The organism is Sphingomonas sp. ASY06-1R (genome assembly GCF_052180265.1).
In the GTDB taxonomy this organism is placed as follows: domain Bacteria; phylum Pseudomonadota; class Alphaproteobacteria; order Sphingomonadales; family Sphingomonadaceae; genus Sphingomonas_I.
The window spans coordinates 521,124-545,971 of sequence record NZ_CP197464.1; the positions used below are offsets into that span (position 1 = coordinate 521,124).

At 64.9% G+C, this 24,848-nt stretch carries 24 protein-coding genes and 1 tRNA gene; 14 read left to right on the forward strand and 11 right to left on the reverse strand.

Translation table 11 applies throughout. The features are described from left to right. Positions 1-70 precede the first annotated feature (70 nt). From clpX to ACSBM8_RS02630, 6 genes are all read right to left on the reverse strand, one after another. Positions 71-1,342, reverse strand: a complete 1,272-nt coding sequence (gene clpX, locus ACSBM8_RS02605; RefSeq protein ID WP_442680118.1) for an ATP-dependent Clp protease ATP-binding subunit ClpX — start codon at positions 1,340-1,342, stop codon at positions 71-73. Positions 1,343-1,445: 103 nt separating this feature from the next. Continuing rightward, positions 1,446-2,084: an ATP-dependent Clp protease proteolytic subunit gene (locus ACSBM8_RS02610; RefSeq protein WP_442680119.1), complete on the reverse strand. Its 639-nt coding sequence runs from the start codon at positions 2,082-2,084 to the stop codon at positions 1,446-1,448. Between the two features lie 85 nt (positions 2,085-2,169). Further along, entirely contained in the window at positions 2,170-3,288 is a 1,119-nt protein-coding gene (locus ACSBM8_RS02615) for a glycosyltransferase family 2 protein (protein WP_442680120.1), read from the reverse strand. Positions 3,289-3,356: 68 nt separating this feature from the next. Further along, positions 3,357-4,301 carry a glycosyltransferase family 2 protein gene (locus ACSBM8_RS02620; RefSeq protein ID WP_442680121.1) on the reverse strand — a complete coding sequence of 315 codons (945 nt, stop codon included), beginning with the start codon at positions 4,299-4,301 and terminating at the stop codon, positions 3,357-3,359. A gap of 5 nt (positions 4,302-4,306) precedes the next feature. Beyond that, entirely contained in the window at positions 4,307-5,977 is a 1,671-nt protein-coding gene (gene tig / locus ACSBM8_RS02625; protein ID WP_442680122.1) for a trigger factor, read from the reverse strand. Between the two features lie 50 nt (positions 5,978-6,027). Continuing rightward, positions 6,028-6,112: transfer RNA gene (locus tag ACSBM8_RS02630), tRNA-Leu, on the reverse strand. Positions 6,113-6,221: 109 nt separating this feature from the next. On the opposite strand from ACSBM8_RS02630, the gene ACSBM8_RS02635 reads away from it, so the two are divergent. Further along, positions 6,222-6,380: a hypothetical protein gene (locus ACSBM8_RS02635; RefSeq protein WP_442680123.1), complete on the forward strand. Its 159-nt coding sequence runs from the start codon at positions 6,222-6,224 to the stop codon at positions 6,378-6,380. Positions 6,381-6,493: 113 nt separating this feature from the next. Here the strand turns inward: ACSBM8_RS02635 and gatB are convergent, their stop codons facing one another. Genes gatB through ACSBM8_RS02655 form a run of 4 tightly spaced genes read right to left on the reverse strand, consistent with a single transcriptional unit; the run spans position 6,494 to position 10,185 of the window. Beyond that, positions 6,494-7,975, reverse strand: a complete 1,482-nt coding sequence (gene gatB, locus ACSBM8_RS02640; protein ID WP_442680124.1) for an Asp-tRNA(Asn)/Glu-tRNA(Gln) amidotransferase subunit GatB — start codon at positions 7,973-7,975, stop codon at positions 6,494-6,496. Positions 7,976-7,985: 10 nt separating this feature from the next. Then, a complete protein-coding gene (gatA, locus tag ACSBM8_RS02645) occupies positions 7,986-9,467 on the reverse strand; it encodes an Asp-tRNA(Asn)/Glu-tRNA(Gln) amidotransferase subunit GatA (protein WP_442680125.1) in 1,482 nt (493 codons plus the stop codon). Continuing rightward, positions 9,467-9,754, reverse strand: coding sequence for an Asp-tRNA(Asn)/Glu-tRNA(Gln) amidotransferase subunit GatC (gatC, locus tag ACSBM8_RS02650; RefSeq protein WP_442680126.1), 288 nt, complete (start codon positions 9,752-9,754; stop codon positions 9,467-9,469). Before gatC ends, gatA begins: the two co-directional genes overlap by 1 nt. After that, positions 9,745-10,185 carry a VOC family protein gene (locus ACSBM8_RS02655; protein ID WP_442680127.1) on the reverse strand — a complete coding sequence of 147 codons (441 nt, stop codon included), beginning with the start codon at positions 10,183-10,185 and terminating at the stop codon, positions 9,745-9,747. The genes gatC and ACSBM8_RS02655 overlap by 10 nt, the downstream gene beginning before the upstream one ends. A gap of 100 nt (positions 10,186-10,285) precedes the next feature. Between ACSBM8_RS02655 and ACSBM8_RS02660 the strand changes: the two genes are divergently transcribed. Genes ACSBM8_RS02660 through ACSBM8_RS02680 form a run of 5 tightly spaced genes read left to right on the forward strand, consistent with a single transcriptional unit; the run spans position 10,286 to position 14,996 of the window. Then, positions 10,286-11,401 carry a DUF3089 domain-containing protein gene (locus ACSBM8_RS02660; protein WP_442681466.1) on the forward strand — a complete coding sequence of 372 codons (1,116 nt, stop codon included), beginning with the start codon at positions 10,286-10,288 and terminating at the stop codon, positions 11,399-11,401. Next, positions 11,398-11,865: a Holliday junction resolvase RuvX gene (gene ruvX, locus ACSBM8_RS02665; RefSeq protein ID WP_442680128.1), complete on the forward strand. Its 468-nt coding sequence runs from the start codon at positions 11,398-11,400 to the stop codon at positions 11,863-11,865. Before ACSBM8_RS02660 ends, ruvX begins: the two co-directional genes overlap by 4 nt. A 34-nt stretch (positions 11,866-11,899) precedes the next feature. Then, positions 11,900-12,883 (forward strand): aspartate carbamoyltransferase catalytic subunit, encoded by a 984-nt coding sequence (locus ACSBM8_RS02670; protein ID WP_442680129.1) that lies wholly within the window; start codon positions 11,900-11,902, stop codon positions 12,881-12,883. After that, entirely contained in the window at positions 12,877-14,100 is a 1,224-nt protein-coding gene (locus ACSBM8_RS02675; RefSeq protein WP_442680130.1) for a dihydroorotase, read from the forward strand. The genes ACSBM8_RS02670 and ACSBM8_RS02675 overlap by 7 nt, the downstream gene beginning before the upstream one ends. Continuing rightward, on the forward strand, positions 14,097-14,996 hold the full coding sequence (locus tag ACSBM8_RS02680; RefSeq protein ID WP_442680131.1) for an SPOR domain-containing protein: 900 nt from the start codon (positions 14,097-14,099) through the stop codon (positions 14,994-14,996). Before ACSBM8_RS02675 ends, ACSBM8_RS02680 begins: the two co-directional genes overlap by 4 nt. 141 nt (positions 14,997-15,137) lie before the next feature. Here ACSBM8_RS02680 and serB read toward each other — a convergent pair whose 3' ends face one another. Further along, positions 15,138-16,022 carry a phosphoserine phosphatase SerB gene (gene serB, locus ACSBM8_RS02685; protein ID WP_442680132.1) on the reverse strand — a complete coding sequence of 295 codons (885 nt, stop codon included), beginning with the start codon at positions 16,020-16,022 and terminating at the stop codon, positions 15,138-15,140. On the opposite strand from serB, the gene miaA reads away from it, so the two are divergent. The 8 genes from miaA (at position 16,015) to ACSBM8_RS02725 (ending at position 24,839) form a co-directional block, all read left to right on the forward strand. Next, complete coding sequence (miaA, locus tag ACSBM8_RS02690) at positions 16,015-16,881, forward strand: tRNA (adenosine(37)-N6)-dimethylallyltransferase MiaA (RefSeq protein WP_442680133.1); 867 nt, start codon at positions 16,015-16,017, stop codon at positions 16,879-16,881. The genes serB and miaA overlap by 8 nt on opposite strands. A 137-nt stretch (positions 16,882-17,018) precedes the next feature. Next, complete coding sequence (gene ilvB / locus ACSBM8_RS02695; protein WP_442680134.1) at positions 17,019-18,761, forward strand: biosynthetic-type acetolactate synthase large subunit; 1,743 nt, start codon at positions 17,019-17,021, stop codon at positions 18,759-18,761. Positions 18,762-18,858: 97 nt separating this feature from the next. After that, the gene (gene ilvN / locus ACSBM8_RS02700) at positions 18,859-19,374 is read left to right on the forward strand and encodes an acetolactate synthase small subunit (protein WP_442680135.1); all 516 of its coding nucleotides are present in this window, start codon (positions 18,859-18,861) and stop codon (positions 19,372-19,374) included. Between the two features lie 108 nt (positions 19,375-19,482). After that, positions 19,483-20,502: a ketol-acid reductoisomerase gene (gene ilvC, locus ACSBM8_RS02705; protein WP_442680136.1), complete on the forward strand. Its 1,020-nt coding sequence runs from the start codon at positions 19,483-19,485 to the stop codon at positions 20,500-20,502. 98 nt (positions 20,503-20,600) lie between these two features. Continuing rightward, positions 20,601-21,743: a fumarylacetoacetate hydrolase family protein gene (locus ACSBM8_RS02710; protein WP_442680137.1), complete on the forward strand. Its 1,143-nt coding sequence runs from the start codon at positions 20,601-20,603 to the stop codon at positions 21,741-21,743. A 14-nt stretch (positions 21,744-21,757) separates the two neighbouring features. Beyond that, entirely contained in the window at positions 21,758-23,200 is a 1,443-nt protein-coding gene (locus tag ACSBM8_RS02715) for an aldehyde dehydrogenase family protein (protein ID WP_442680138.1), read from the forward strand. Then, positions 23,187-23,966, forward strand: coding sequence for an SDR family NAD(P)-dependent oxidoreductase (locus ACSBM8_RS02720; RefSeq protein ID WP_442680139.1), 780 nt, complete (start codon positions 23,187-23,189; stop codon positions 23,964-23,966). The genes ACSBM8_RS02715 and ACSBM8_RS02720 overlap by 14 nt, the downstream gene beginning before the upstream one ends. Further along, positions 23,967-24,839 carry an SMP-30/gluconolactonase/LRE family protein gene (locus ACSBM8_RS02725; RefSeq protein ID WP_442680140.1) on the forward strand — a complete coding sequence of 291 codons (873 nt, stop codon included), beginning with the start codon at positions 23,967-23,969 and terminating at the stop codon, positions 24,837-24,839. Positions 24,840-24,848 lie beyond the last annotated feature (9 nt).

The following is a 24,848-nucleotide window of genomic DNA, read 5'->3' on the forward strand; positions in this document are numbered from 1 at the left end:
GCAGGATGATGGATGGATGCTGAAACAAGTTCAGCATGACGGCAGGCTGAAAATTGGGGAAGCGACCGGCTTACGCCGCGTCGCCGCCCGCCTTTTCCTTCTTCTTCGCAAAGACGCGGACCGGGTCCTTGCGGCCCTCCACCACATCCTTGTCGATCACGATCTCATCCACGCCATCCATCGACGGCAGGTCGAACATCGTATCGAGCAGCATCGCTTCCAGGATCGAACGCAGGCCGCGCGCACCGGTCTTGCGCAGGATCGCCTTCTTGGCGACCGCCGACAGCGCCTCGTCGTTGAAGGAGAGCTTCACGCCCTCCATCTCGAACAGCTTCTGATACTGCTTCACGAGCGCATTCTTCGGCTCGGACAGGATTTTGACCAAAGCCGGCTCGTCCAGATCTTCCAGCGTTGCGATCACGGGCAGACGGCCGACGAATTCCGGGATCAGGCCGAACTTCAGCAGATCCTCAGGCTCGCACTGGCGGAGCACTTCGCCGGTCCGGCGCTCGTCCGGCGCGGCGACAAAGGCGCCAAAGCCGATCGACTTGCCCTGCAGGCGATCGCCGATGATCTTCTCAAGGCCCGAGAATGCACCGCCGCAGATGAACAGGATGTTGGTCGTGTCCACCTGCAGGAATTCCTGCTGCGGATGTTTGCGGCCGCCCTGCGGCGGAACGCTGGCGGTCGTGCCTTCCATCAGCTTCAGCAACGCCTGCTGCACGCCTTCGCCCGACACGTCGCGCGTGATCGAGGGATTGTCGGCCTTGCGGCTGATCTTGTCGATCTCGTCGATGTAAACGATGCCGCGCTGTGCGCGCTCGACATTGTAGTCGGACGCCTGAAGCAGCTTCAGGATGATGTTCTCGACATCCTCACCGACATAGCCGGCTTCGGTCAGCGTCGTCGCATCCGCCATGGTGAAGGGCACGTCGAACGTCTTGGCGAGCGTCTGCGCCAGCAGCGTCTTGCCGCAGCCGGTCGGCCCGACGAGCAGGATGTTCGACTTGGCAAGCTCGACATCCGCGCCCTTGGCGCCATGATTGAGCCGCTTGTAATGATTGTGCACCGCGACCGAGAGGACGCGCTTGGCCTGCTTCTGACCGATCACATAATCGTCCAGATGGGCATTGATCTCCGACGGGGAGGGCGTACCGCCATCCTTGCGATTGACGAAGGTGGCCTTCGTCTCCTCACGGATGATATCGTTGCACAGCTCGACGCACTCGTCACAGATGAACACGGTCGGGCCGGCGATGAGCTTGCGCACCTCGTGCTGCGACTTGCCGCAGAACGAGCAGTACAGGGTGCTCTTGGAGTCGCCGCCACTAAGCTTCGTCATAACAATCCTAATCCTCGGTCGACCGAGTCGACCCCCATCCTAGCCCTGGGGAGGGCGGTGGCAATGCCTATATGCCACCGCACCTCTCCGAAGCTCCGCCAGACTATGCCGCTTGCGCGACGTCCTCGGACGGTGCCGGGCGCTTGTCGAACACTTCGTCAATGATCCCGAACGCCTTGGCTTCCTCGGCCTCCAAGAACTTGTCGCGGTCCATGGCATGCTCGATCTGCTCGATCGTCTGGCCCGTATATTTGGCGTACAGCGTGTTCAGCGCGTGGCGCATGCGCAGGATTTCACGTGCCTGGATTTCGATATCCGCGGCCATGCCCTGGGCGCCGCCCGACGGCTGATGCACCATGATCCGGCTGTTCGTCAGCGCCGTGCGCATGCCCGGCTCGCCGGCGGCCAACAGGAAGCTGCCCATCGATGCGGCCTGGCCGATGCACACCGTGCCGACGCGCGGCCGGATATATTGCATCGTATCGTGGATCGCGAGGCCGGCCGTGACCACGCCGCCCGGCGAGTTGATGTACATGAAGATGTCCTTCTTCGGGTTCTCGGACTCGAGGAAGAGCAGCTGGGCGGTGATCAGCGAGGCCATATGGTCCTCAACCTGACCGGTCACGAATACGATCCGCTCACGCAGCAGACGGGAATAGATATCGAAGCTACGCTCGCCGCGGGTGGACTGCTCGATGACGATCGGAACGAGCCCTGCGGTGATGTCGGCGTGGTCGGTCATGGAAAATTAGGTCCTTTGGCCCTCTGGTTCGCACAACATCGGCGTTCATAGGCACGGGTTCAAGGGATTCGATCGCGATTGCGCGCTACTTGCGGCGCCAGGTGAAGAGCGACGACATCGCATAGTTCCATACGACGCTGATCAGCACGCCCGGAATCGCCGACAGGATCCAATATGTGTCGCGGCCGAACAGCCAATCGGCGACCCCGATATTCGCCGCGGCACCCGTAGCGCAGACCAGGTTGAAGCTGATCCAGCCATAAAGCAGCGATCGCCCCTTCAGCCGCTGGTCGCGATAGGTCAGCGCATTGTTGAGGAAGAAATTATTGGAGATCGCGACGATGCTGGCAATCGCCTGAGATATGTCGAAGCTGATGCCTAACCCTTTGAACATCAGCGTCAGCACCAGGAAGTGCACGAAGATGCCGAACCCGCCGACAAGCGCGAAGCTCATGAATCGCGGCGGGATCAGATGCCCGAACGCCTTGTCCAGGATCAGCTGGAGATATTCCCACAAGACAAGGCTATCGAGCTTGCTCTCGCCATGTTCGCGCATGCGGAACGTGTAGGGCACTTCCGCGATGCGCAGCGGCACGGGGGCGCTGGCCGCAATATCCAGCAGGATCTTGTATCCCACCGACGACAGGTTCGGCAGCGACCGCATGAATGCATCGCGCCGCATGAGGAAGAACCCACTCATCGGGTCGGTCATCGGCACGCGCGTCAGGCGCGATGCCATGCGCGTGGCCAGCTGGCTGGCCAGGACACGGCTGCGCGCCCAGTCGCCTAGGCCGCCACCTTCCATATAGCGGCTGCCCACGACCAGATCGACGCCGTCCTGTTTGATCCGCGCCAGCATCGTCGCCACGATGCGCTCGTCATGCTGGTGATCGGAATCCATGACCGCCACATAGGGCGCCGCGGTCGCCAAGATGCCTTCGATACAGGCCGATGCGAGCCCCCGGCGATTATAGCGGTGGACGATCCGGATGCGCGAATCGCTTTGCGCCATCTGGCGAACCGCCTCAGACGTGCCGTCGGGCGAATCGTCGTCGACGAACACCATTTCCCACCGTACGCCCGGCAGCGCGCGAGCCACCGCCTCCACCAGCGGGGCCACGTTCGCCGCCTCGTTGAAGGTGGGAACTATGATGGCAAGTTCGGCGGGCACGAGGCGGATAAAGCTCGGATCGATGTCGGCCATCGCGTTCATAGCCTAGTCGTGGGCGATGAACGGGGCGTGAAACCGGCGATCGTGGGGAAGGGCGGCCATCAGCCCGCGACGGCGGGCAGCGCGAGATAGGCCAGACGGCGAACCTCCCGCCGGCCACGCACCACCGTGTCCAGGATCAGCCCCGTGAAGAAACACAGAAAGGCGACGATCACCAGGCCGGTGGCCAGGATCGCGGTCGGCAGGCGCGGAACGAGGCCGGTATGCGCATAGGTGACCATCAGCGGCGCCGCCAGGATCAGCGCGATCAGCCCGAGCAGCGCACCGATCGAGCCGAAATACAGCACCGGGCGTTCCAGCCGGAACAGGGTCATGATCGTGCGCAGGATGCGCCACCCGTCGCGATAGGTGGATAATTTGGAGGCGGACCCGACCGGGCGGGCGCCATAATGGGTAACGATCTCCGAAACCGGCATGCGCAGCTCCAGCGCATGAACGCTGATCTCGGTCTCGATTTCAAAGCCGGCGGACAGGATCGGAAAGCTCTTCACGAACCGGCGTGAAAACACGCGATAGCCGGACAGGATGTCGCTGAACGTGCGGCCGAACAGGCGGGCGAGAATGCCGGTCAGCACAAGATTGCCGAAGCGATGGCCGCGGCGATAGGCCGCATCGACCTCGCTGGCGCGGGCGCCCACCACCATGTCGAGATGTTCAGCGACGAGGCGCTCGATCATCGCTGGCGCCGCGGCGGCGTCATAGGTCGCGTCGCCATCGGCCATCACATAAATGTCGGCCTCGATATCGGCGAACATACGCCGCACGACATGGCCTTTGCCCTGCATCGTCTCGCGGCGGACGATCGCGCCGGCGGCGGCGGCGTTCGCGGCGGTCTGATCGCTGCTGTTATTATCGAATACGAAGATCGCGGCATCGGGCAAGGCGGCGCGAAAACCGGCGACGGTGGCGCCAATGGCCGCCTCTTCATTATAGCACGGCAGGATGACGGCGACGCGAAGGTCGGCCGCCGTCAATCCCGACGTCATCGCGATTAGGCCTTGGCCTTCTTGGTCGTCTTCTTGGCCGGAGCGGCCTCGGCACTCACGTCCGCCGGCGCTTCAGCGGCAGCGGGTGCAGCCTTCTTTGCCTTCGCCGGCTTGGCAGCAGGCGCTTCGTGACTGGTCGCAGCGGCTGCCTTCTTGGCGGCTGGCTTCTTGGCCGGCGCCGGAGCGGCGTCTTCCGCCGGGGCGGCAGCCGCGTCCTCGACCGGGGCAGCCGCAGCCTTCTTGGCAGCGGCCTTCTTCGGCTTCGGTGCATGATCGTGATCGTGATCGTGATCATGGTCATGGTCGCAATCCGGGCCATGGACGTGCGGCGCGGGGCTGCCGTCATCCTCGGCTTCGATCGCGGCTTCCAGCTCTTCACGGGTCGCGCTGCGATCGGTCACTTCGGCCTTGTCGAACAGGAAGTCGACGACCTTGTCCTCGTACAGCGGCGCGCGGATCTGGGCCGCGGCAACCGGATCGGACTGGATATATTCCATGAACCGCTGACGATCCTTGGGGGCATATTGCTGCGCGGCCTGGGTGGCGAGCATCTGCATTTCCTGGGCGCTCACCTCGACATTATGCTGACGGCCAATCTCGGACAGCAGCAGGCCCAGGCGGACGCGACGCTCGGCAATCGCACGATAATCGGCGCGATCCTTCTCCATCTCGGCAAGCGCGGCAGCCGGATCTTCCTCGTGGCTGGCCTCATGCTCCAGCTGGCGCCAGATCTGCTCGAACTCGGCTTCCACCATCGACGGCGGGACCGGGAAATCGTGGCCCTGCGCCAGCTGGTCGAGCAGCTTGCGCTTCATGTGGGTGCGCGTGAGACCGTTCAGTTCCTGCTCGATCTGCCCCTTGAACAGCTCGCGCAGCTTCTCGAGGCTGTCCAGGCCCAGGCTCTTGGCGAATTCGTCGTCGATCTTCGCTTCGCTGGCGACCTTCACGTCCTTCACGACGATATCGAACGTGGCGGGCTTACCGGCCAGGCTCTTCTCGCCATAATCGGCGGGGAAGGTCACGTTGAGCGTGCGCTCCTCGCCAACCTTGGCGCCTTCCAGCTGCGTTTCAAAGCCGGGGATCAGGCGACCGGAGCCGAGCTCGACCGCCATGTCCTCGCCGGTGCCGCCGGGGAAGGCGACGCCGTCGGCGGTCTTGCCGACGAAATCGATGATGACCTGGTCGCCCTCGATCGCGGGGTGGCCTTCGGCGGCGGAGGTGAAGCTCTTCTGCTGCGCGGCGAAACGATTCAGCTGCGCGTCAATTTCTTCCGCATTCGGCTCGACCGTCAGGCGCTCCAGCTTCAGCCCGTCAATGGCGGGGGTGGGGACTTCCGGAAGAACTTCCAGCTCAACCTTCACGCCGACATCCTTGCCGGCGGAATAATCTTCCTCAAGCTCGACCTGCGGTTGCATCGCCGGGCGCAGGCCCTGCTCGCTGATCAGCGACTGCACGCCTTCCTGCACCGCGGTGTTGAGCGCATCGCGCTCCAGCGCCTCGCCATGCATCTTCTTGATCAGGTTCGGCGGAACCTTGCCGGGCCGGAAGCCGGGCATGCGGATCGTCGGCGCAGCGCGCTTCACTTCGGCATCCACCTTGGCGGCAATATCCTGCGCCGGGATGGTCAGCTTATAGGAGCGGCGAAGGCCCTCGTTCAACGTCTCGACAGTCTGCATGATCGCTACTCAAAGCCTTGAAAAGTGGGTGGCCGGCGGATCGGGCGAGCTGGTGCGGGCGAAGGGACTCGAACCCCCACATCTTGCGATACTGGAACCTAAATCCAGCGCGTCTACCAGTTCCGCCACGCCCGCGGCACGATTGTCGGAAGCGGGCGCTTATAGCAGCAGGAACGAGAGGGCAAGGTTTGCCGGGAGCCTGCAGGCGCGCAATTCGTTGTCGGGGCAAATGAGGAGAGCAGATATGGCCACCCATCCCGACGTCAGTCCCGATTCCATTCCGTCCGGCCCGTCCGATTCGCCGGAGCAGGTGACGCCCGTTAACGAGCCGGGTCGCGAGAATGTCGAGGACAATCCCGACGATGTCCAGGCGCCCGGAAATCGCGAATATCGCGAGGTGTGAACGGGCTCGCCTGCCGCAACGAAACGGGCCAGCCCGATCGACGATCGAAGGCTGGCCCGGCGTGCGCCCAGTGCGGCGCTTGAAGTTGGATAGCGATAGCGTTCGGGCGGCCGTCAGCCGTCCAGCGCCTTGCGCAGCAAGTCGTTGACCACGCCCGGATTGGCCTTGCCCGCCATCGCCTTCATCGTCTGACCGACGAAGAAGCCGAACAATTTGTCCTTGCCGCCGCGATATTCGGCGACCTTGTCGGCATTGGCGTCCATCACCTTGGCGATCTCCGCCTCGATCGCGCCGGTATCGCTCGTCTGCTTGAGCCCACGCTCCTCGACGATATTCGCCGGATCTTCGCCCGTTTCCAGCATGATCTCGAAGACCTGCTTGGAAAGCGTGCCGGACAATGTGCCGTCCGCGACCAGCGCGATCAGCTGCGCCGCCTGCGTCGGGCTGACGGGGCTATCGACGATATCCTTGCCAAGCCGGTTGAGCGCGCCGAACAGCTCGGACGTCAACCAGTTGGCAGCCGGCTTGGCGACCTCGGTTTCGGGCTTGCCGGTCGCGGCGAGCATCGCCTCGAACCAGCGCGCGGTCTCGACGTCGGCGGTTATGACGCTCGCCGAGTAAGCCGAGATGCCGAGCACGTCCTGATAGCGGTTGCGCTTGGCGTCGGGCAATTCGGGCAGGCTGCCTTCGCATTCGGCCAGGAAGGCATCGTCCAAAACCAGCGGCAACAGATCGGGATCGGGGAAATAGCGGTAATCGTGCGCATCCTCCTTGGAGCGCATCGACCGCGTCTCGTTGCGATCGGGATCGTAAAGGCGCGTTTCCTGGACGATCTTGCCGCCGGCTTCCAGCACATCGACCTGGCGGCGCGCCTCGCCCTCGATCGTCGCCATCACGAACCGGACCGAATTGACGTTCTTGGTTTCGGTGCGCGTGCCGAACTCGTCGCCGGGCTTGCGCACGCTGACATTGACGTCGGCCCGCATCGAGCCCTGCTCCATATTGCCGTCGCACGATCCGACATAACGCAGGATCGCGCGCAGCTTGCGCAGATAGGCGCCGGCTTCCGCTGGCGAGCGCATGTCGGGCTTGCTGACAATCTCCATCAGCGCGACGCCCGAACGGTTGAGATCGACATAGGAACGCGTCGGATGCTGATCGTGCATCAGCTTGCCCGCATCCTGCTCGACATGGATACGCTCGATCCCGATTGTCTTGGTCACGCCTTCGGCGGGCTCGATCTCGATCGCGCCTTCGCCCACCAGCGGGTGGTAGAGCTGGCTGATCTGATAGCCCTGCGGCAGATCGGCATAGAAATAATTCTTGCGGTCGAACTGGCTCCAGCGGTTGATCTGCGCGCCGATCGCCATGCCGGTACGCACCGCCTGGCGGATGCATTCGCGATTGGGCACGGGCAGCATGCCGGGCATGGCCGCATCGACCAGGCTCACCTGGGTGTTAGGCTCGGCGCCGAACGCGGTCGCCGCGCCGGAGAAGAGCTTGGCATTGGACGTGACCTGGGCGTGGACCTCCAGCCCGATCACGACCTCCCACGGGCCGGTGACGCCCTCGATTGTGTAAACAGCTTCGGTCATAGGTCCGTCCTTACCACCACTCGCCCGGGCGCGCCGTAAAGCCGGCGCGTTCCTCGATCGCGAGGCAAGCGTTGAGCACGCCCTGCTCATCCAATGGCCTGCCGATCACCTGCAGGCCTAGCGGCAGCCCGGCCTGGTCGAGCCCGCCCGGAACCGACATCGCCGGCAATCCGGCGAGCGAGCTTGGCACCGTGAAGACGTCGTTCAGATACATAGCGAGCGGATCGTCCGCTTTCTCGCCCAACGCAAAGGCAGCCGACGGCGCGGTCGGCGTCAGCAGCAGGTCGCACGTCTCGAAAGCTTCGGCAAAGTCGCGGGCGATCAATGCACGCACCTTCTGTGCCTTGGTGAAATAGGCGTCGTAAAAGCCCGCCGACAGCACATAGGTGCCGATCATGATGCGACGCTTGACCTCCGGCCCGAAGCCGTCGGCGCGCGTTGCGGCATACATGTCCTGCAGATTGGCGCCGTCGGGCAGATCCCGCAGGCCGTAGCGCACCCCGTCATAGCGCGCGAGGTTGGAGGACGCCTCCGCCGGCGCGATGATATAATAGGTCGGCAGCGCATATTTGGTGTGCGGCAGCGACACGTCGATCACATTGGCGCCCGCATCCTTGACCAACTGGATGCCGCGTTTCCACAAGGCGTCGATTTCGGGTGGCATAGTGTCGACGCGATATTCCTTGGGAATGCCGATCGTCTTCCCGCGCAGATCGGAGGAAAGGCCGGCCTCCCATTCCGGGATCGGCAGATCGAGCGAAGTCGCATCTTTCGGATCGAACCCGGCCATGGCCTCCAGCATGATCGCGCAATCGCGTACGTCGCGCGCCATCGCACCCGCCTGATCGAGGCTGGACGCAAAGGCGACCGTGCCCCAGCGCGAACAGCGGCCATAGGTCGGCTTGATCCCGGAAATGCCGGTGAAGGCGGCCGGCTGGCGGATCGATCCACCCGTATCGGTGCCGGTCGCGCCCGGCGCGATCCGTGCGGCGACCGCTGCCGAGCTTCCGCCCGAGGAACCGCCCGGCGCCAGCGGCGCATTGCCGCCATCGTTGCGCCGCCACGGGCTCAGCACGTTGCCGAAATGACTGGTCTCGTTGGACGAGCCCATCGCGAACTGGTCCATGTTCAGTTTGCCGAGCATACCCGCGCCCGCCAGAAACAGCCGCTCGGTCACGGTCGACTCATAGGTCGGCACGAAACCTTCCAGCATGTGGCTGGCAGCAGTGGTCTGCACGCCTTCGGTGCAGAACAGATCCTTGATCCCCAGTGGCACGCCCGACAGCGGGCGTACCGAACCTTCGCTGCGCTCCTGATCGGCGGCGTCGGCCGCGGCGAGCGCATGTTCGGGGGTTTCGACGATGAAGGCGTTCAGGTCCTTCGCGCCGGCCACGGCATCGTTAAAGGCTTCGGCCACTTCGCGTGCGGTGAAATCGCCGTCGCGAAAGCCGTCGCGGATCTGCGCGATCCCAAGATCGGTCAGGTCGGTCATTATTCGATCACCTTCGGCACGGCGAAGAAGCCATGTTCGGCCTGGGGAGCATTGGCGAGAACCGCATCGCGGATATCGCCATCGGTGATGACGTCCTCCCGCAGCCGCAGCTGGTTGGGGATGACGGCGTGAAGCGGTTCGACGCCGGTTGTGTCGACCTCGCCCAACTGCTCGACCCAGTTGAGGATATTGTTCAGCTCGCCGGTCATCGCCGCGACCTCGCCGTCGGAAACGGCGATGCGGGCAAGACTCGCGATCTTGCGGACTGTGGTTTCGTCTACGGACATATGGCGCGGCTAGCAGCCGTGCCGCCGCCCATCAAGCGTTGGCGCGGCTCGATCAGGTCCCAGCGATTCCCGAACGGATCCTCGAATACGGCAACGATGCCATAAGGCTCGTCGCGCGGGCTTTCCACGAAGCGGACGCCGCGGCGAAGTAGCGATCCATGATCGCCCGCAAAATCGTCGGTGTAGAGGAACAGAAAAACGCGCCCGCCCGTCTGTTTGCCAATCACCGCACGCTGTTCGGTGTTGGCCGCCCCGGCAAGCAAGATCGCGCATTGCCCGCCGGGCGGCGCCACCACGACCCAGCGTTTGTCTGCCGAGATGAGCGTGTCTTCGCGCAGCTCGAACCCCAGCGTTCTGACATAGAAGTCCAGAGCCGCGTCATAATCGGGAACCAACAACGAGATCAGGGCCAGATGTTGCAACGCCATCATGCGCGCCTAATCCCATTGTCGGGCCAAGAACATGGCCGTCGATGGGACGTGCGGCAATCGACGGGTTGGCGCGCGGCATTGGACGGCCTATCGGCCCAGCATGCTTGCCCGGCGCTTTCTCTATATCATCGCCGCCCTGATCATACTGGTGCTGGCGATCGGGCTCGGCTGGAGTCTGATGAAGGACCGGCTGATGCGGATGGCCTTCGTTCCGGACGTGGCCTTTTCCGCCCTGCCGGATGCCAGCGCGCCGGATTATGCGAAGCCCGCCGCGTGGCTGGCGCGGCCTGGCATGCGGGACGATCCCTCACGCTGGACGCCGCCCGGTATCGCCGCGACCAGGACGCCACAGGCCGCCATCTTCTACGTAGCGCCCACCACCTATCTCGACCGTGGCCATTGGAACGCGCCGCTGGACGAGCCCCAAGCCAATTACCGGCTCGGCCTGTTCGCGCGCAGCCAGGCGAGCGCATTCAACGGCGTGGGGGAGGTGTGGGCGCCGCGCTATCGCCAGGCGACTTTAGGCGCGTTCCTGGCCACCGACGATCCGCGTTCGGGGCAGGCGATCGACTTTGCCTATGGCGATGTCGCCCGCGCCTTCGATACATTCTTGGCGGCGATCCCGGCCGATCGCCCGATCATCCTCGCCGGCCATAGCCAGGGATCGCTCCATCTCCTCCGGCTGCTGCGGGAAAAGATCGCGGGCAGGCCGATCGCACAGCGGATCGTGGCGGTCTATGCGGTCGGCTGGCCGATTTCCAAGACCGCCGATCTGCCCGCGCTCGGCCTGCCCGGTTGCACCAGCGCGGGCCAGTCCGGCTGCATCCTGAGCTGGCAAAGCTTCGCCGAGCCCGCGGAGCCCACGCTGATCGCCGCCTATTTCGATCATAGCCGCGGCCTTACCGGCGCACCCCGCAAGGGCACCGCGATGCTGTGCGTCAATCCGCTGCTGGGAACCGCCGGCACAGCCGCCCCGGCGTCCGCCAACCGGGGGGCGCTGGTTCCGCATGCGGATATGGCCGGCGCCGATCTCGTGCCCGGGGCGGTGCCGACGCGCTGCACCCCCGATGGCCTGCTGCTGATCGGCGGCCCGCCCACCGGCTATGCCAGCTATGTATTGCCCGGCAATAATTACCACGTCTTCGACTATGCCCTGTTTTGGGCCAATGTTCGCGACGACGCCGCACGCCGCATGAAAGGCTTTCTGGCGCGATGATCGGCAGCGATCTTGCCACCTTTGCCGCGTCCTTGCCGATGCGCGGGCGGCTGGCGGGCCTGGACGTCGGCACGAAGACGATCGGCATCGCCATCTGCGATTCGATGTGGACCATCGCCAGTCCGGCCGAGACGATCCGCCGCACCAAATTTGCGGTGGATCGCGCCATCCTGCGCGATCTCATCGCCAAGCAATTGATCAAGGGATTGGTGATCGGACTGCCCCTGAGCCTGGACGGCAGCGACAGCCCGCGCACGCAATCGGTCCGCGCCTTTGCCCGCAATCTGGCGGAGCTCGAACTGCCGATCTTGTTGTGGGACGAGCGCTGGTCGACGGCCGCCGTCACACGCACGCTTCTCGCTGCCGATGCCAGCCGCGCGCGGCGGGCCGAACTGGTCGACAAGATGGCCGCCGCCTACATCCTTCAGGGCGCAATCGATGCGCTGGCGTCCGCGCACACTTGAGCTTCCCGGCGGTCGCGCTTAGGACGCGGCTTTAATGTCCACTTCGCCCCCCAGCTTCGACGACGGCCGCGAAGTCCATCCGTTTCCGCATCGCCATTTGACCGGGATATACGGACTTTACCCGCACGAGATCGCATTCCTGCTGGATGAGGCGGAACAATGGGTCGCGCTGAATCGCGGTACCGCCAAGCATGACGATCGCCTTGCCGGGCTGACGCTGATCAACGCCTTCTTCGAAAATTCCACGCGCACGTTGCTGTCGTTCGAGATTGCCGGGAAACGACTGGGCGCCGACGTCGTCAACATGGCGGTCGCGCAATCCAGCGTGAAGAAGGGCGAAACGCTGATCGACACCGCGATCACGCTGAACGCGATGCGCGCCGACATGATCGTGATCCGGCACGAGGCGTCGGGCGCCGTCCAGCTGATCGCCGACAAGGTCGATTGTCCGGTGCTGAATGCGGGCGACGGGCGTCACGAACATCCCACCCAGGCGCTGCTCGATGCGCTCACCATCCGCCGCCGCAAGGGGCGGATCGACGGGCTGATCGTCGCCATCTGTGGCGATGTGCTGCACAGCCGGGTGGCGCGTTCCAACATCCTCTCGCTCACCGCGCTGGGCGCTGAGGTTCGCGTGGTCGGCCCGCCGACCTTGCTGCCGATCGGGATCGAGCGGATGGGCGTCAGCCGCTTCACCGATTTCGATGCCGGCCTGGACGGCGCCGACGTCGTCATGATGCTGCGTCTCCAGCGCGAGCGCATGGCCGGCGGCTTCGTGCCGAGCCCGCGCGAATATCACGCTTTGTACGGCCTGACCTATGATCGCCTGGCCAAGGCCGCGCCCGACGCGCTGGTCATGCACCCCGGTCCGATGAATCGCGGGATCGAGATCGCCAGCAACGTCGCCGACGATCTGGAACGGTCGGCCATTACCGAACAGGTGGAGATGGGCGTCGCGGTCCGCATGGCGTGCCTCGATGTGCTCACCCGCGCGCGCCGGGGGATTGCGGGATGGTAGGCGCGCTCGCCATCGCCAACGGCCGGATCGTCACGCCCGATGGGGTGATCGACGGCGGCGTGCTGATCGAAAATGGGCGCATCACGGCGGTTGGCGCGTTCGATTGCCCTGCCGGTGCCGCCACGATCGACGCACGCAATAAGCTGGTCGCGCCGGGGCTGATCGACGTCGGTGTGTTCGCGATCGATCCTGCCGCCTTCGCCGTGGGCGGCATCACGCGCGCCCTGTTGATGCCGGATCGATCCGAGGCGATCGATACCGTCGCGCTGGTGCAGCATGCCGCCGCCGCCGGGAAACCCCGCGTGTGGGTCCATCCCCTGGCGGCCGCTACGCGCGGGCTGGCCGGCGCCGAGCTGGCGGAGATCGGCCTGATGCAGGCGGGCGGCGCCTGCGGGGTCGCCACCGGCCGCCGTTGGATCGCGGATTCGGGCGTGATGCACCGCCTGCTGGGTTATGCCGGCGCGCTGGGACTGCGCACGGTCGTTCACGCGGAGGATGCCGGGCTCGCCGGCGAAGCGGTGATGACGGAAGGCGAAACCGCCACCCGTCTCGGCCTCGCCTCCGCCCCGCCGGAAGCGGAAGCGATGGCGCTCGCGCGGGATCTGTTGCTGGTCGAGGCGACCGGATCGCCGCTGCATGTCCGTCAGGTCACCACCGCGCGGTCGCTCGCGCTGGTGCGGGATGCGAAGCGCAAGGGGCTGCCGGTCAGCTGCGGCATAACGCCGGCCCATCTGTTCCTGGCGGACAGTGCGGTCACCGGTTTCCGCACCTTCGCGCGGCTGTCGCCGCCGCTGCGGGGGGAGGATGATCGCCGGGCCTGCCTCGCCGCTATCGCCGATGGCACGATCGATCTGCTCTGCTCGGGCCATGACCCGCAGGGCCCCGAGGCCAAGCGGCTGCCCTTCGCCGATGCGGAACCGGGCATGGCCGGTGCGGAAACATTGCTCGCCTTCGGGCTGACATTGGTACGTGACGGCGTGATCGGGATCGAACGGCTGTTCGATCTGGTGGCCGGGGCGCCCGCGCGCTTGTTCGGCCTGCCCGCCGGATCGCTGGCGGTTGGTGCCGAAGCGGACTTGATACTTGTTGATCCCGACGCGCCATGGCGGATTGAATCGGATAAGATGGCGGCGACGGCGGGGAATACGCCGTTCGATGGTCTGCCGGTGCAGGGGCGGGTGATGCAGGTGATCAAGGGCGGGGTAGCAATTCGATGAAGCGCGTCGTGCTGGCGTTGCTGTTCCTGACGGCAGCCGCCGACGGCGCGATCGTCCCTGAATTGCGGATGATAGAGGCCAAGGCGCAGGCCGGCGATGCCAATGCGCAATTTGCCTTGGCCGAAGCCTATCGGTCCGGCCGCGGCATGCCGGCGGACGCGGACAATGCGATCACATGGTATCGCAAAGCCGCCGATCGCGGCCATATCCGCGCGAGCGAGGAACTGGGCTTCGCCCTGTTCGCGCGCGGCGACCGCCGGGAAGCCATGCCCTATATCGAAAAGGCGGCGGCGCGGGGGGATGCGCGCGCGCTCTATGTTTTGGGCACCGCGCATTTCAACGGCGATTATACCAGCCGCGATTGGCCGCTCGCCTATGCGCAGACGATGCGGGCCGCCTCGGCCGGTCTGCCGGCCGCCCAGAAGAATCTGGATCTGATGGATCAATATCTTCTGCCCAGCGACAAGGCGAAGGCGGAGGAGCTTTTGGCGACCTTGCCGCCCATCCGCACCATCGCGCAGCGGGAAGCCACCGCGACCGCGTCGACCGGCAGTCGCGGAGCCGGCGGACCGGCGATGGTGACCGCGGCCGCCAAGCCGTCCAAAGCGACTATCGTGGCATCCGCGCCGCGTTCGGCCGCGTCCGGCGCGGCGATCGCGCAGCGGGGCAGCTGGAAAGCACAGCTCGGCGCATATGGCTCCTCCGATCGTGCCAAGGAAAGCTGGACGCGCCTCTCGGCAAAAGTCCCGCAACTGGCAACGTACGAGCAGCGCGTGGTGTCGGCCAATGCGGTCCAGCGCCTACAGGCCTGGGGTATTGCCGGCCGCTCGGACGCGGACCGCCTCTGCACCCAGGTGCGCAGCGCGGGCGGGCAATGTTTCGTCGTGGCGCCCTGATCGACGGACTGCCAGCGTTTAGAATTTGGTGACTTTACGCTCCTCCGTTCGTGCCGAGGTGCGACCGAGCTGACTGCAGGGCGTATCGAGCGCGCGTATCCCGGCAGGGGTGGAGTATCTGTCGATACACGCTCTAAAGCGTCATTCGACCCAGTCGGCGCGGCGATAGCCCTGCGCGTATAAAAGCGCCGTCAGGTCGCCATGGGCAATGCGGGCGTCGGCCGCGGCTGCCGTGCGCGGCTTGGCATGATAGGCGACGCCCAGTCCGGCTTCCTCGATCATCGGAATGTCGTTGGCGCCATCGCCGACCGCCAGCGTCTGGCTGCGCTCCAGCCCCAGCGTCTCGCGCTCCGCGATCAGCGTCTCCCGCTTGGTCGCCGCGCCTACGATCGGGCGGGCGACCGTGCCGTTCAGCACGCCGCCGCCCATGCCGAGATGGTTCGACAAAGCACGATCGAAGCCAATTGCCTGAGCAACCCGATCGGCGAATACCGTAAAGCCACCGGAAACCAGAACGGTTCGCGCGCCATAGGCTTTCATCGTCTGCACCAGCGTCCGCGCCCCCGGCATCAGCCGCACGCGTTCTGCCCGGCAGCGCTCGATCGTCTCCTCATCCAGCCCTTTGAGCAGGGCGACGCGCGCGTCCAGCGCCTCTTCGAAGTCCAGCTCACCGCGCATGGCGCGCTCGGTCACGGTAGCGACCTGCGGCTTGATGCCGGCATAATCCGCCAGTTCATCGATACATTCGATCGTGATCATAGTGGAATCCATGTCCGCCAGAAGCAGCTTCTTCGCCCGGCCGCTGGCGGGTTGAACGACGATGTCCACACCCGGCAGCAGCCCATCCAGGGCGGCGCGCGCACCGGCAAGGTCCACCCGCCCGAAGGGGAGATCGGCGGCAACGCCCTCGTCGATCCAGGCAGCGTCACCCACCATCGCGCCGATCCCTCCCAGCGCGTCGCGGGCCTGATCGATATCCGCGAACGACAGATCCCCGTTCGATGCTATCAAAGTCGCAATGTCCACGTCGTCCCCTTCGGATCGCCCCAGGCTCGCGCTCATCGCAGGGCCGACCGCCAGCGGCAAGTCGGCGCGCGCGATCGAACGTGCCGAGGCGGAACATGGCACGATCATCAATGCCGATGCGAGCCAGGTCTATCGCGATCTGCATATCCTCAGCGCGCGGCCGTCCGCGGACGAGGAAGCGCGCGTGCCGCACCGTCTGTTCGGCCATCGCGACGGTGCTTTTGCCTGCTCCGCCGCCGAGTGGGCGAGCGAGGCACGGATCGCCATTGCCGAAGCGCATGCCGCAGGACGCCTGCCCATTCTGGTCGGGGGAACCGGCTTATATATACGCACCCTGCTCGACGGCATTGCGCCGATCCCGCCGGTCGATCCGGTCATACGCGATCAGGTCCGTGCCCTGCCGGCGGCCGACGCTTATGCCCTGCTGGTTCAGGAAGACCCGCGTGCCGCGCTGCGCCTGCATCCCAATGACACGAGCCGGCTGCAGCGTGCCCTGGAAGTGGTGCGAAGCTCGGGTCGATCGATTCTCGATTGGCGGGCGGACCGGGCGGGCGGCGTGCGGGACGAGGTCGCACTGGAGATTGAGACGATCGTCTTGCCGACGGCCTCGCTCTATGCGCGCTGCGACGCCCGGGTCGATGCGATGATCGCGGCGGGCGCGATTGACGAAGTGGCGGCACTGCTGGAGCGGAGGCTGGATCCCGATCTGCCCGTGATGCGCGCCATCGGCGTTGCCGAATTATCCCGCTATATCAATGGACTGGACGATCTTGGCCAGGCCATCGCCGCGATCAAGCAAGCGACGCGAAACTATGCCAAGCGGCAAGGCACCTGGCTGCGCCATCAATTGAACGCTTAATAAGATGGCGCATTTGTACCTCCATGCGTAATAAAATTACGCATCGACCTGTGTTATAGAAATAAAATGCCGATGCATGTTGACAGGCGTGCTGTCGCGGACTAACCGCGCCGCTCTTCACAGACATGAGTAGAGTGATGGCCCAGGAACGTACCGGCGCAGATATATTGATCGAAACGCTGACGGATCTCGGCGTCGAGGTCGTATTCGGCTATCCCGGCGGCGCCGTCCTACCGATTTACGACGCCATTTTCCGCCAGGACCGCATCCGTCACATCTTGGTCCGTCAGGAAGGCGGCGCCGCGCATGCTGCCGAAGGCTATGCCCGGTCCACCGGCAAGCCCGGTGTCGTGCTGGTGACGTCCGGCCCAGGTGCGACCAATGCGGTCACGGGCATCACCGACGCGCTCATGGATTCGATCCCGATGGTCGTGATCACGGGCCAGGTGCCGACGGCGCTGATCGGCTCGGACGCGTTCCAGGAATGCGACACGATCGGCATCACGCGCCACTGCACCAAGCAGAATTATCTGGTGAAGGATCCGGCCGAACTGGAAGGTGTGATCCGGGAGGCGTTCAGCATCGCCACTACCGGTCGCCCCGGACCCGTGCTGATCGATCTGCCCAAGGATGTGCAGGTGGCGGCAACCGCCACCAACACGCCCCGCAAAAGCCTGGGCTATCAGCCGCAGACCGAGCCGGATGCGCAGGCCATCGCCAGTGCGGTGGAAATGATCGCCGCGGCGGAACGGCCGGTCTTCTACACCGGCGGCGGCATCATCAATTCGGGGCCTGCGGCAAGCGAGGCGTTGCGCACGCTGGTGGCCTTGACCGGTGCCCCCGTCACCTCGACCTTGATGGGGCTGGGCGCGCTGCCGGCATCCTCGCCGAAATGGCTGGGTATGCTCGGCATGCACGGCACGTACGAAGCCAATCATGCGATGAACCGCGCCGATCTGATCGTCGCACTCGGCGCGCGGTTCGACGATCGCGTCACCGGTCGGCTGGATGCATTCGCGCCCAACGCGCGCAAGATCCACGTCGATATCGATCGTTCGTCGATCAACAAGATCGTGTCGGCCGAACTGGGCATCGTCAGCGATGTCGGGCGTGCGATCGAAGCGATGATCGCAGTGTGGCGGCAACGCGGCCATCAGGCCGCCGATCTGTCGGGCTGGTTTGCCGATATCGATCAATGGCGTGCCAAGCGCTGCCTCGATTTCCCGAACTCGACCAGCGAGATCATGCCCCAGCTGGCGATCAAGCGGCTGTGGGAGGCGACCAAGCATCGCGCGCCGATCATCTCGACGGAGGTGGGTCAGCACCAGATGTGGGCGGCCCAGCATTTCAACTTCGAGGATCCGAACAAGTGGCTCACCTCGGGTGGGCTCGGCACGATGGGCTATGGTCTGCCCGCCGCGATCGGCGCGCAGATCGGCAATCCCGATGCGCTGGTGATCGACATTGCCGGCGAAGCATCGATCATGATGAACATCCAAGAGATGTCGACCGCGACCCAGTATGAGCTGCCGGTCAAGGTCTTCATCCTCAACAACGAATATATGGGCATGGTTCGCCAGTGGCAGGACCTGACCTATCAGGGGCGCCATTCGCATAGCTATTCGGAAGCCTTGCCCGATTTCGTGAAGCTGGCCGAAGCTTATGGCTGGAAGGGGATGCGGATCGAAAAGCCGGATGCGCTGGATGACGGCATCGCGGAGATGCTGGACTATAAGGGGCCGGTGATGGTCGATTGCCGCGTCGCCAAGCTCGCCAATTGTTTCCCGATGATCCCCAGTGGGGCGGCGCATACCGAAATGATCCTGCAGGCGAACGAAGTCTCCGGCGAGATGGACGACGAGGCCAGGGCGCTGGTGTAATTCGATGGTCGCCCCGGCGGAGGCCGGGGCCGCTTGCGGCGCGCGACTGACATCCTTTCCTGCGGCCCCGGCCTCCGCCCGGGCGACGAGAATTGACATGCGAATCCGTACAGAAGCCAGCGAGCGGCATACGCTCTCCGTCACCGTTGCCAACGAGCCCGGCATCCTGGCGCGTATTGCCGGCATGTTTGCCGGACGCGGCTATAATATCGAAAGCCTGACCGTCGCCGAGGTGACGGAGGATGAGACGGTCAGCCGCATCACGATCGTGACGTCGGGCCCGCCGCTGGTGATCGAGCAGATCATTGCCCAGCTGGACCGCCTGCCGCCCGTGCTGCGCGTCCATGATCTCACCGCCGAAGGCCCGCATGTCGAGCGCGAACTGGCTCTGGTGAAGGTCAAGGGCAGCGGTGACCACCGGATCGAGGCCTTGCGCCTGGCCGAAGTCTATCGCGCCCGGGTCGTCGATGCGACAATCTCCAGCTTCGTGTTCGAGGTCACCGGCGGCACCGAGAAGATCGACAAATTCCTTGAGCTGATGCGCGAGGTCGGCCTGGTCGAAGTTGCACGGACCGGCGTCGCCGCAATCGCCCGGGGGCACGAGACTTTTTAACATGCGTCGCCCCGGCGGAGGCCGGGGCCGCTCGCGGCACGCGCGACGCTTAACATCCAGCGGCCCCGGCCTCCGCCGGGGCGACGAACTGACTCGAAGGGGTAAACCATGCGCGTTTATTATGATTCCGATGCGGACATTGGCCTGATCAAGGGCAAGAAGGTCGCGATCGTCGGCTATGGCAGCCAGGGCCATGCTCACGCCCAGAATCTGCGCGATTCCGGCGTAGCCGAAGTCGCCATCGGTCTCCGTCCCGGTTCGGCAAGCGCGGCCAAGGCGGAAGGCGCCGGCTTCAAGGTCATGCCGGTCGCCGAAGCTTCGGCCTGGGCCGACATCATCATGATCCTGGCGCCGGACGAACATCAGGCCGGCATCTGGGACAAGGATATCAAGGACAATATCCGCGACGGTGCCGCGATCGCCTTTGCGCATGGCCTCAACATCCATTTCGGTCTGATCGAGCCGCCGGCGGGCATCGACGTGTTCATGATCGCGCCCAAGGGCCCCGGTCACACCGTGCGCGGCGAATATGTGAAGGGCGGCGGCGTGCCCTGCCTGATCGCGATCCATCAGGATGCCAGCGGCAATGCGCACGATGTGGCGCTGTCCTATGCGTCTGCAGTTGGCGGCGGCCGTTCGGGCGTGATCGAGACCAGCTTCAAGGAAGAATGCGAAACCGATCTGTTCGGTGAGCAGGCGGTGCTGTGCGGCGGCCTGACCCACCTGATCATGGCGGGCTTCGAGACGCTGACCGAAGCCGGCTATGCGCCGGAAATGGCCTATTTCGAATGCCTCCACGAAGTGAAGCTGATCGTCGATCTGATGTATGAAGGCGGCATCGCCAACATGCGTTATTCGATCAGCAACACGGCAGAATATGGCGATTATCACACCGGCCCGCGCATCATCACCGATGAGACCAAGGCGGAAATGAAGCGCGTGCTGGCCGACATCCAGGGCGGCCGCTTCGTTCAGCGCTTCATCACCGACAACCGCATGGGCAATCCGGAGATGAAGGCCAGCCGCAAGCTGCAGGCCGAACATGGCATCGAAAAGGTCGGCGCGGAGCTGCGCGCGATGATGCCCTGGATCGGCAAGAACAAGCTGGTCGATAAAGAACGTAACTGATCGCCCGACGGCTTGACTTGCACGCGTTGCGCGACGACTGATAGCGCTAACAAGCTGCGCATCAGCGCGGCCGCAACGCGTGCGGGGAGAGTGCGGAGATGAAGGCTTTCGCGCCGGCAACGATGCTGGCGGATGATTGGCGTGATGGCCTGTTTGCGGGCCGCGTCGAAACCTCCGAAGGGCCAACGCCCGTTCTCGTCCATGGCGGCGTGCTGCACGACATGAGTCGGGTCGCACCGACCATGTCGCAGCTGATCCAGGACCGCGCCTTCGATGCGTCCGCGGGTACGGCACTCGGCGATCTGGAAAGCCTGACGCTCTCGGCGGACGGCGATCTGCGTCTGCTCAGCCCGGTCGATCTGCAATGCGTGAAGGCCGCGGGCGTGACGTTCGCCGTTTCCGCGGTCGAACGCGTGATCGAGGAACGCGCGCGCGGGGACGCCGGCAAGGCCGCGGAAGTGCGCGCTATGCTGGAAAGCCGCATCGGCGGCGGCATCCGGGGCCTGGTTCCCGGCTCGTCCGAAGCGATGACATTGAAGCAGGCCCTGATCGACGAGGGCATGTGGTCGCAATATCTGGAGGTCGCGATCGGCCCGGACGCCGAAATCTTCACCAAGTCGCCGGTGCTGTCCACCGTCGGCTGGGGCGCCGAGATCGGCGTGCGCTCGGATTCGTCCTGGAATAATCCCGAACCCGAAATTGCCATCCTTGCGGACAGCCATGGCGAGCCGGTCGGTGCGAGCCTCGGCAACGACGTCAATCTGCGCGATTTCGAAGGCCGCTCCGCTCTGCTGCTGGGCAAGGCCAAGGACAATAACGCGTCCTGCTCGCTCGGGCCGTTCGTGCGCCTGTTCGATCAGAGCTTCACCATGGACGACGTTCGCACCGCTGAAGTCGATCTGCTGATCGAGGGCGAGGATGGCTATGTCCTCAAGGGCCATAGTTCGATGCGCGAGATCAGCCGCGACCCGACCGATCTGGTCGCGCAGGCGATGAGCGAGCATCATTATCCCGACGGCTATATCCTGTTCCTCGGCACCTTGTTCGCGCCGACGCAGGATCGCGACGATCCCGGCCGCGGCTTCACCCACAAGGTCGGCGACATGGTGTCGATCTCGACGCCCAAATTGGGGCGTCTCGTCAATTGCGTAACCCACTCCAAGACGGCGCCGCCGTGGACGCTCGGCATATCCGGGCTGATGCAGAATCTCGTGTCGCGCGGGCTTCTCGGCGCGCGCTAACAGGGCAGGATACTATGAAGCTCACCCATTTCATCGGCGGCCAGCAGGTCGAGGCCGACACGCCGTTCAACAGCATCAACCCGTCCAACACGGATGAGGTGATCGCCTCCTATCCCGCCGGCGGCAAGGCCGAGGTCGATGCGGCCGTCGCCGCCGCGCGCGCGGCTTTCCCGGCCTGGTCGATGGGCTCGCCCGAATTGCGCTCGGATCTGCTCGATCGCGTCGGCAACACGATCATGGCGCGCGCCGCCGAACTCGGCGAATTGCTGTCGCGCGAAGAGGGCAAGACCCGCGCCGAAGGCATGGGCGAGGTGATGCGCGCCGCGCGCATCTTCAAATATTTCGGGGGCGAGGCGCTGCGCCGCCACGGCCAGACGCTGGAATCGACGCGCCCCGGTTTGGACGTCGAGGTGTGGCGCGAGGCGGTCGGCGTCTACGGCCTGATCACGCCCTGGAATTTCCCGATCGCGATCCCGGCGTGGAAGGCGGCCCCGGCGCTGGCCTTCGGCAACACCGTCGTGCTCAAGCCCGCCAATCCGACGCCCGCCATCGCGCATGCGCTCGCGACGATCATCCATGAGGTTGCCGCGTCGCTCAACGCGCCGCCGGGCATCTTCAACATGGTGCTGGGCCAGGGCGGCGTCGGTTCGGCGATCGTCGACCATCCCGACGTCAACGGCATCTCCTTCACCGGCAGCCAGGGCGTCGGCGCCAAGGTCGGCCTTGCTGCCATGACGCGCCAGGCGCGCGTCCAGTTGGAAATGGGCGGCAAGAACCCGCTGGTGGTACTCGACGATGCCGATCTGGAGCGCGCGGTTGCGATCGCACTCGATGGCGGTTTCTTCCAGACCGGTCAGCGCTGCACCGCCTCGTCCAAGGTGATCGTGCAGGACGGCATTCACGACCGCTTCGTCGAGGCCCTGGCCGCTCGCGCCAAGGCACTCAAGGTCGGATCGGCGCTCGATCCCTCGACCCAGGTCGGCCCGGCCTCGTCCGACACGCAGTTCGAGCAGAATCTGCGCTACGTCGATATCGCCACCAGTGAAGGTGGCCGTTTGGTCACCGGCGGCGAGCGCCTGAGCCTGGATACGCCCGGTTATTATATGGCGCCGGCGCTTATCGCCGACACCAACCCGGATATGCGCATCAACAATGAAGAGGTGTTCGGGCCGGTCGTCTCGACCGTCCGCGCCAAGAGCTATGAGGATGCGCTGGAACTCGCCAACCGCGGCAATTTCGGTCTGTCGGCCGGCATCGTCACGACCAGCCAGAAATATGCGCGTCACTTCAAGAAGAATATCCGCGCGGGCATGGTGATGATCAACCAGCCGACCGCGGGTGTCGATTATCACGTGCCGTTCGGCGGCAGCCGCGGCTCCAGCTATGGCGCACGCGAGCAGGGTTTCGCAGCAGTGGAATATTATACGCAGATGAAGACCGTCTATGTCGGCGACTGAGGGGGAGGGCCAGCGGGCCGTCTATCCTAGCCTCAAGGATAAACGCGTTCTCATCACCGGTGGCGGCAGCGGCATCGGTGAGGGCGTGGTCGAGGCCTTTGCGCGACAGGGCGCACAGGTCGCCTTCGTCGACATCGCCGATGCGGCGTCGCGCGCTCTGGTCGACCGGCTGAGCGATGCGCGGCACACGCCGATCTATCGGCTGTGCGACCTGACCGACATCGAGGGCTTCAAGCGGGTCCTGGCCGAGATCGAGGCGGAACTCGGCGGCATCGACATTCTGGTCAACAATGCCGCCAATGACGATCGTCACACCGTCCAGGAAGTGACGCCCGCCTATTGGGACGATCGGATGGCGGTCAATCTGCGTCATTTGTTCTTCGCGGCACAGGCGGTCGTTCCGGCGATGGAGCGCGCCGGTGGCGGCGTGATCCTCAATTTCGGGTCGATCAGCTGGCATCTCGGCATGGCCGATCTCGTCCTGTATCAGACGGCCAAGGCCGCGATCGAAGGCATGACGCGCGCGCTCGCCCGCGATCTGGGCCGGCTCGGCATCCGCGTGAACACGATCGTTCCCGGCAATGTCCAGACGCCGCGCCAGATGAAATGGTACACGCCGGAAGGCGAGGCGGAGATCGTCAGCGCGCAATGTATCGACGGGCGTATCCAGCCGGCCGATATTGCGGCGATGGTCCTCTTCCTCGCCTCGGACGATGCGCGGATGTGCACCGGGCATGATTATTTCGTCGATGCGGGATGGCGATAGATGAGCGACGTGCGCAGTGTCCTTGCGGTTCAGGCGACCCTCGGCGAGGGCCCGGTCTGGGTTGAGCGCGACCAGGCGCTTTGGTTCGTCGATATCAAGAATCACAAGGTCCATCGCTTCGATCCCGCCACCGGCGATCATAAAAGTTACGACGCACCCGGCCAGGTCGGCTGGATCCTGCCGTCGGACGACAGCACGTTCCTCGCCGGATTGCAGCAGGGCGTTGCCCGGTTCGATCCCGCGACCGGCGCATTCGACGTGATCGCCACGCCCGAGGCCGCCATCCCGACCAACCGCCTCAACGATGCGGCGGTGGATGCGCAGGGACGCATCTGGTTCGGGTCGATGGACGATGGGGAAGGGGCCGCGACCGGCCGTCTCTATCGGTTCGATCGCGGCGTCGTTGCCGATACCGGCCTGGCGCCGGTCACGATCACCAACGGGCCCGCAATCAGTCCGGATGGCCGGACGCTCTATCATACCGATACGTTGGGGCGGATCATCCACCGTGTCCCGATCCAGGACGATGGCAGCCTCGGCACGCCGTCCGTATTTGCGACCATCGACGAAGCGGACGGCTGGCCGGACGGCGCCGTGTGCGATGCCGAGGGCTTCGTCTGGACGGGCCTGTGGGGCGGCTGGCGCGCGCGCCGCTATTCGCCCGCGGGCGACATCGTCGCCGAGGTACGGCTGCCCGCCGCCAATGTGACCAAGATCGCGTTCGGCGGCGCGGATTTGCGCACGGCCTATGCCACGACCGCACGAAAAGGCCTCGACGCGGACGCTTTGGCCGGCCAACCTCTCGCCGGTAACATCTTCGCGTTTCAGGTGGACGTCCCGGGCATGCCCGGCAATCTGGCCAGCTTGGGCTGACCGGCAATC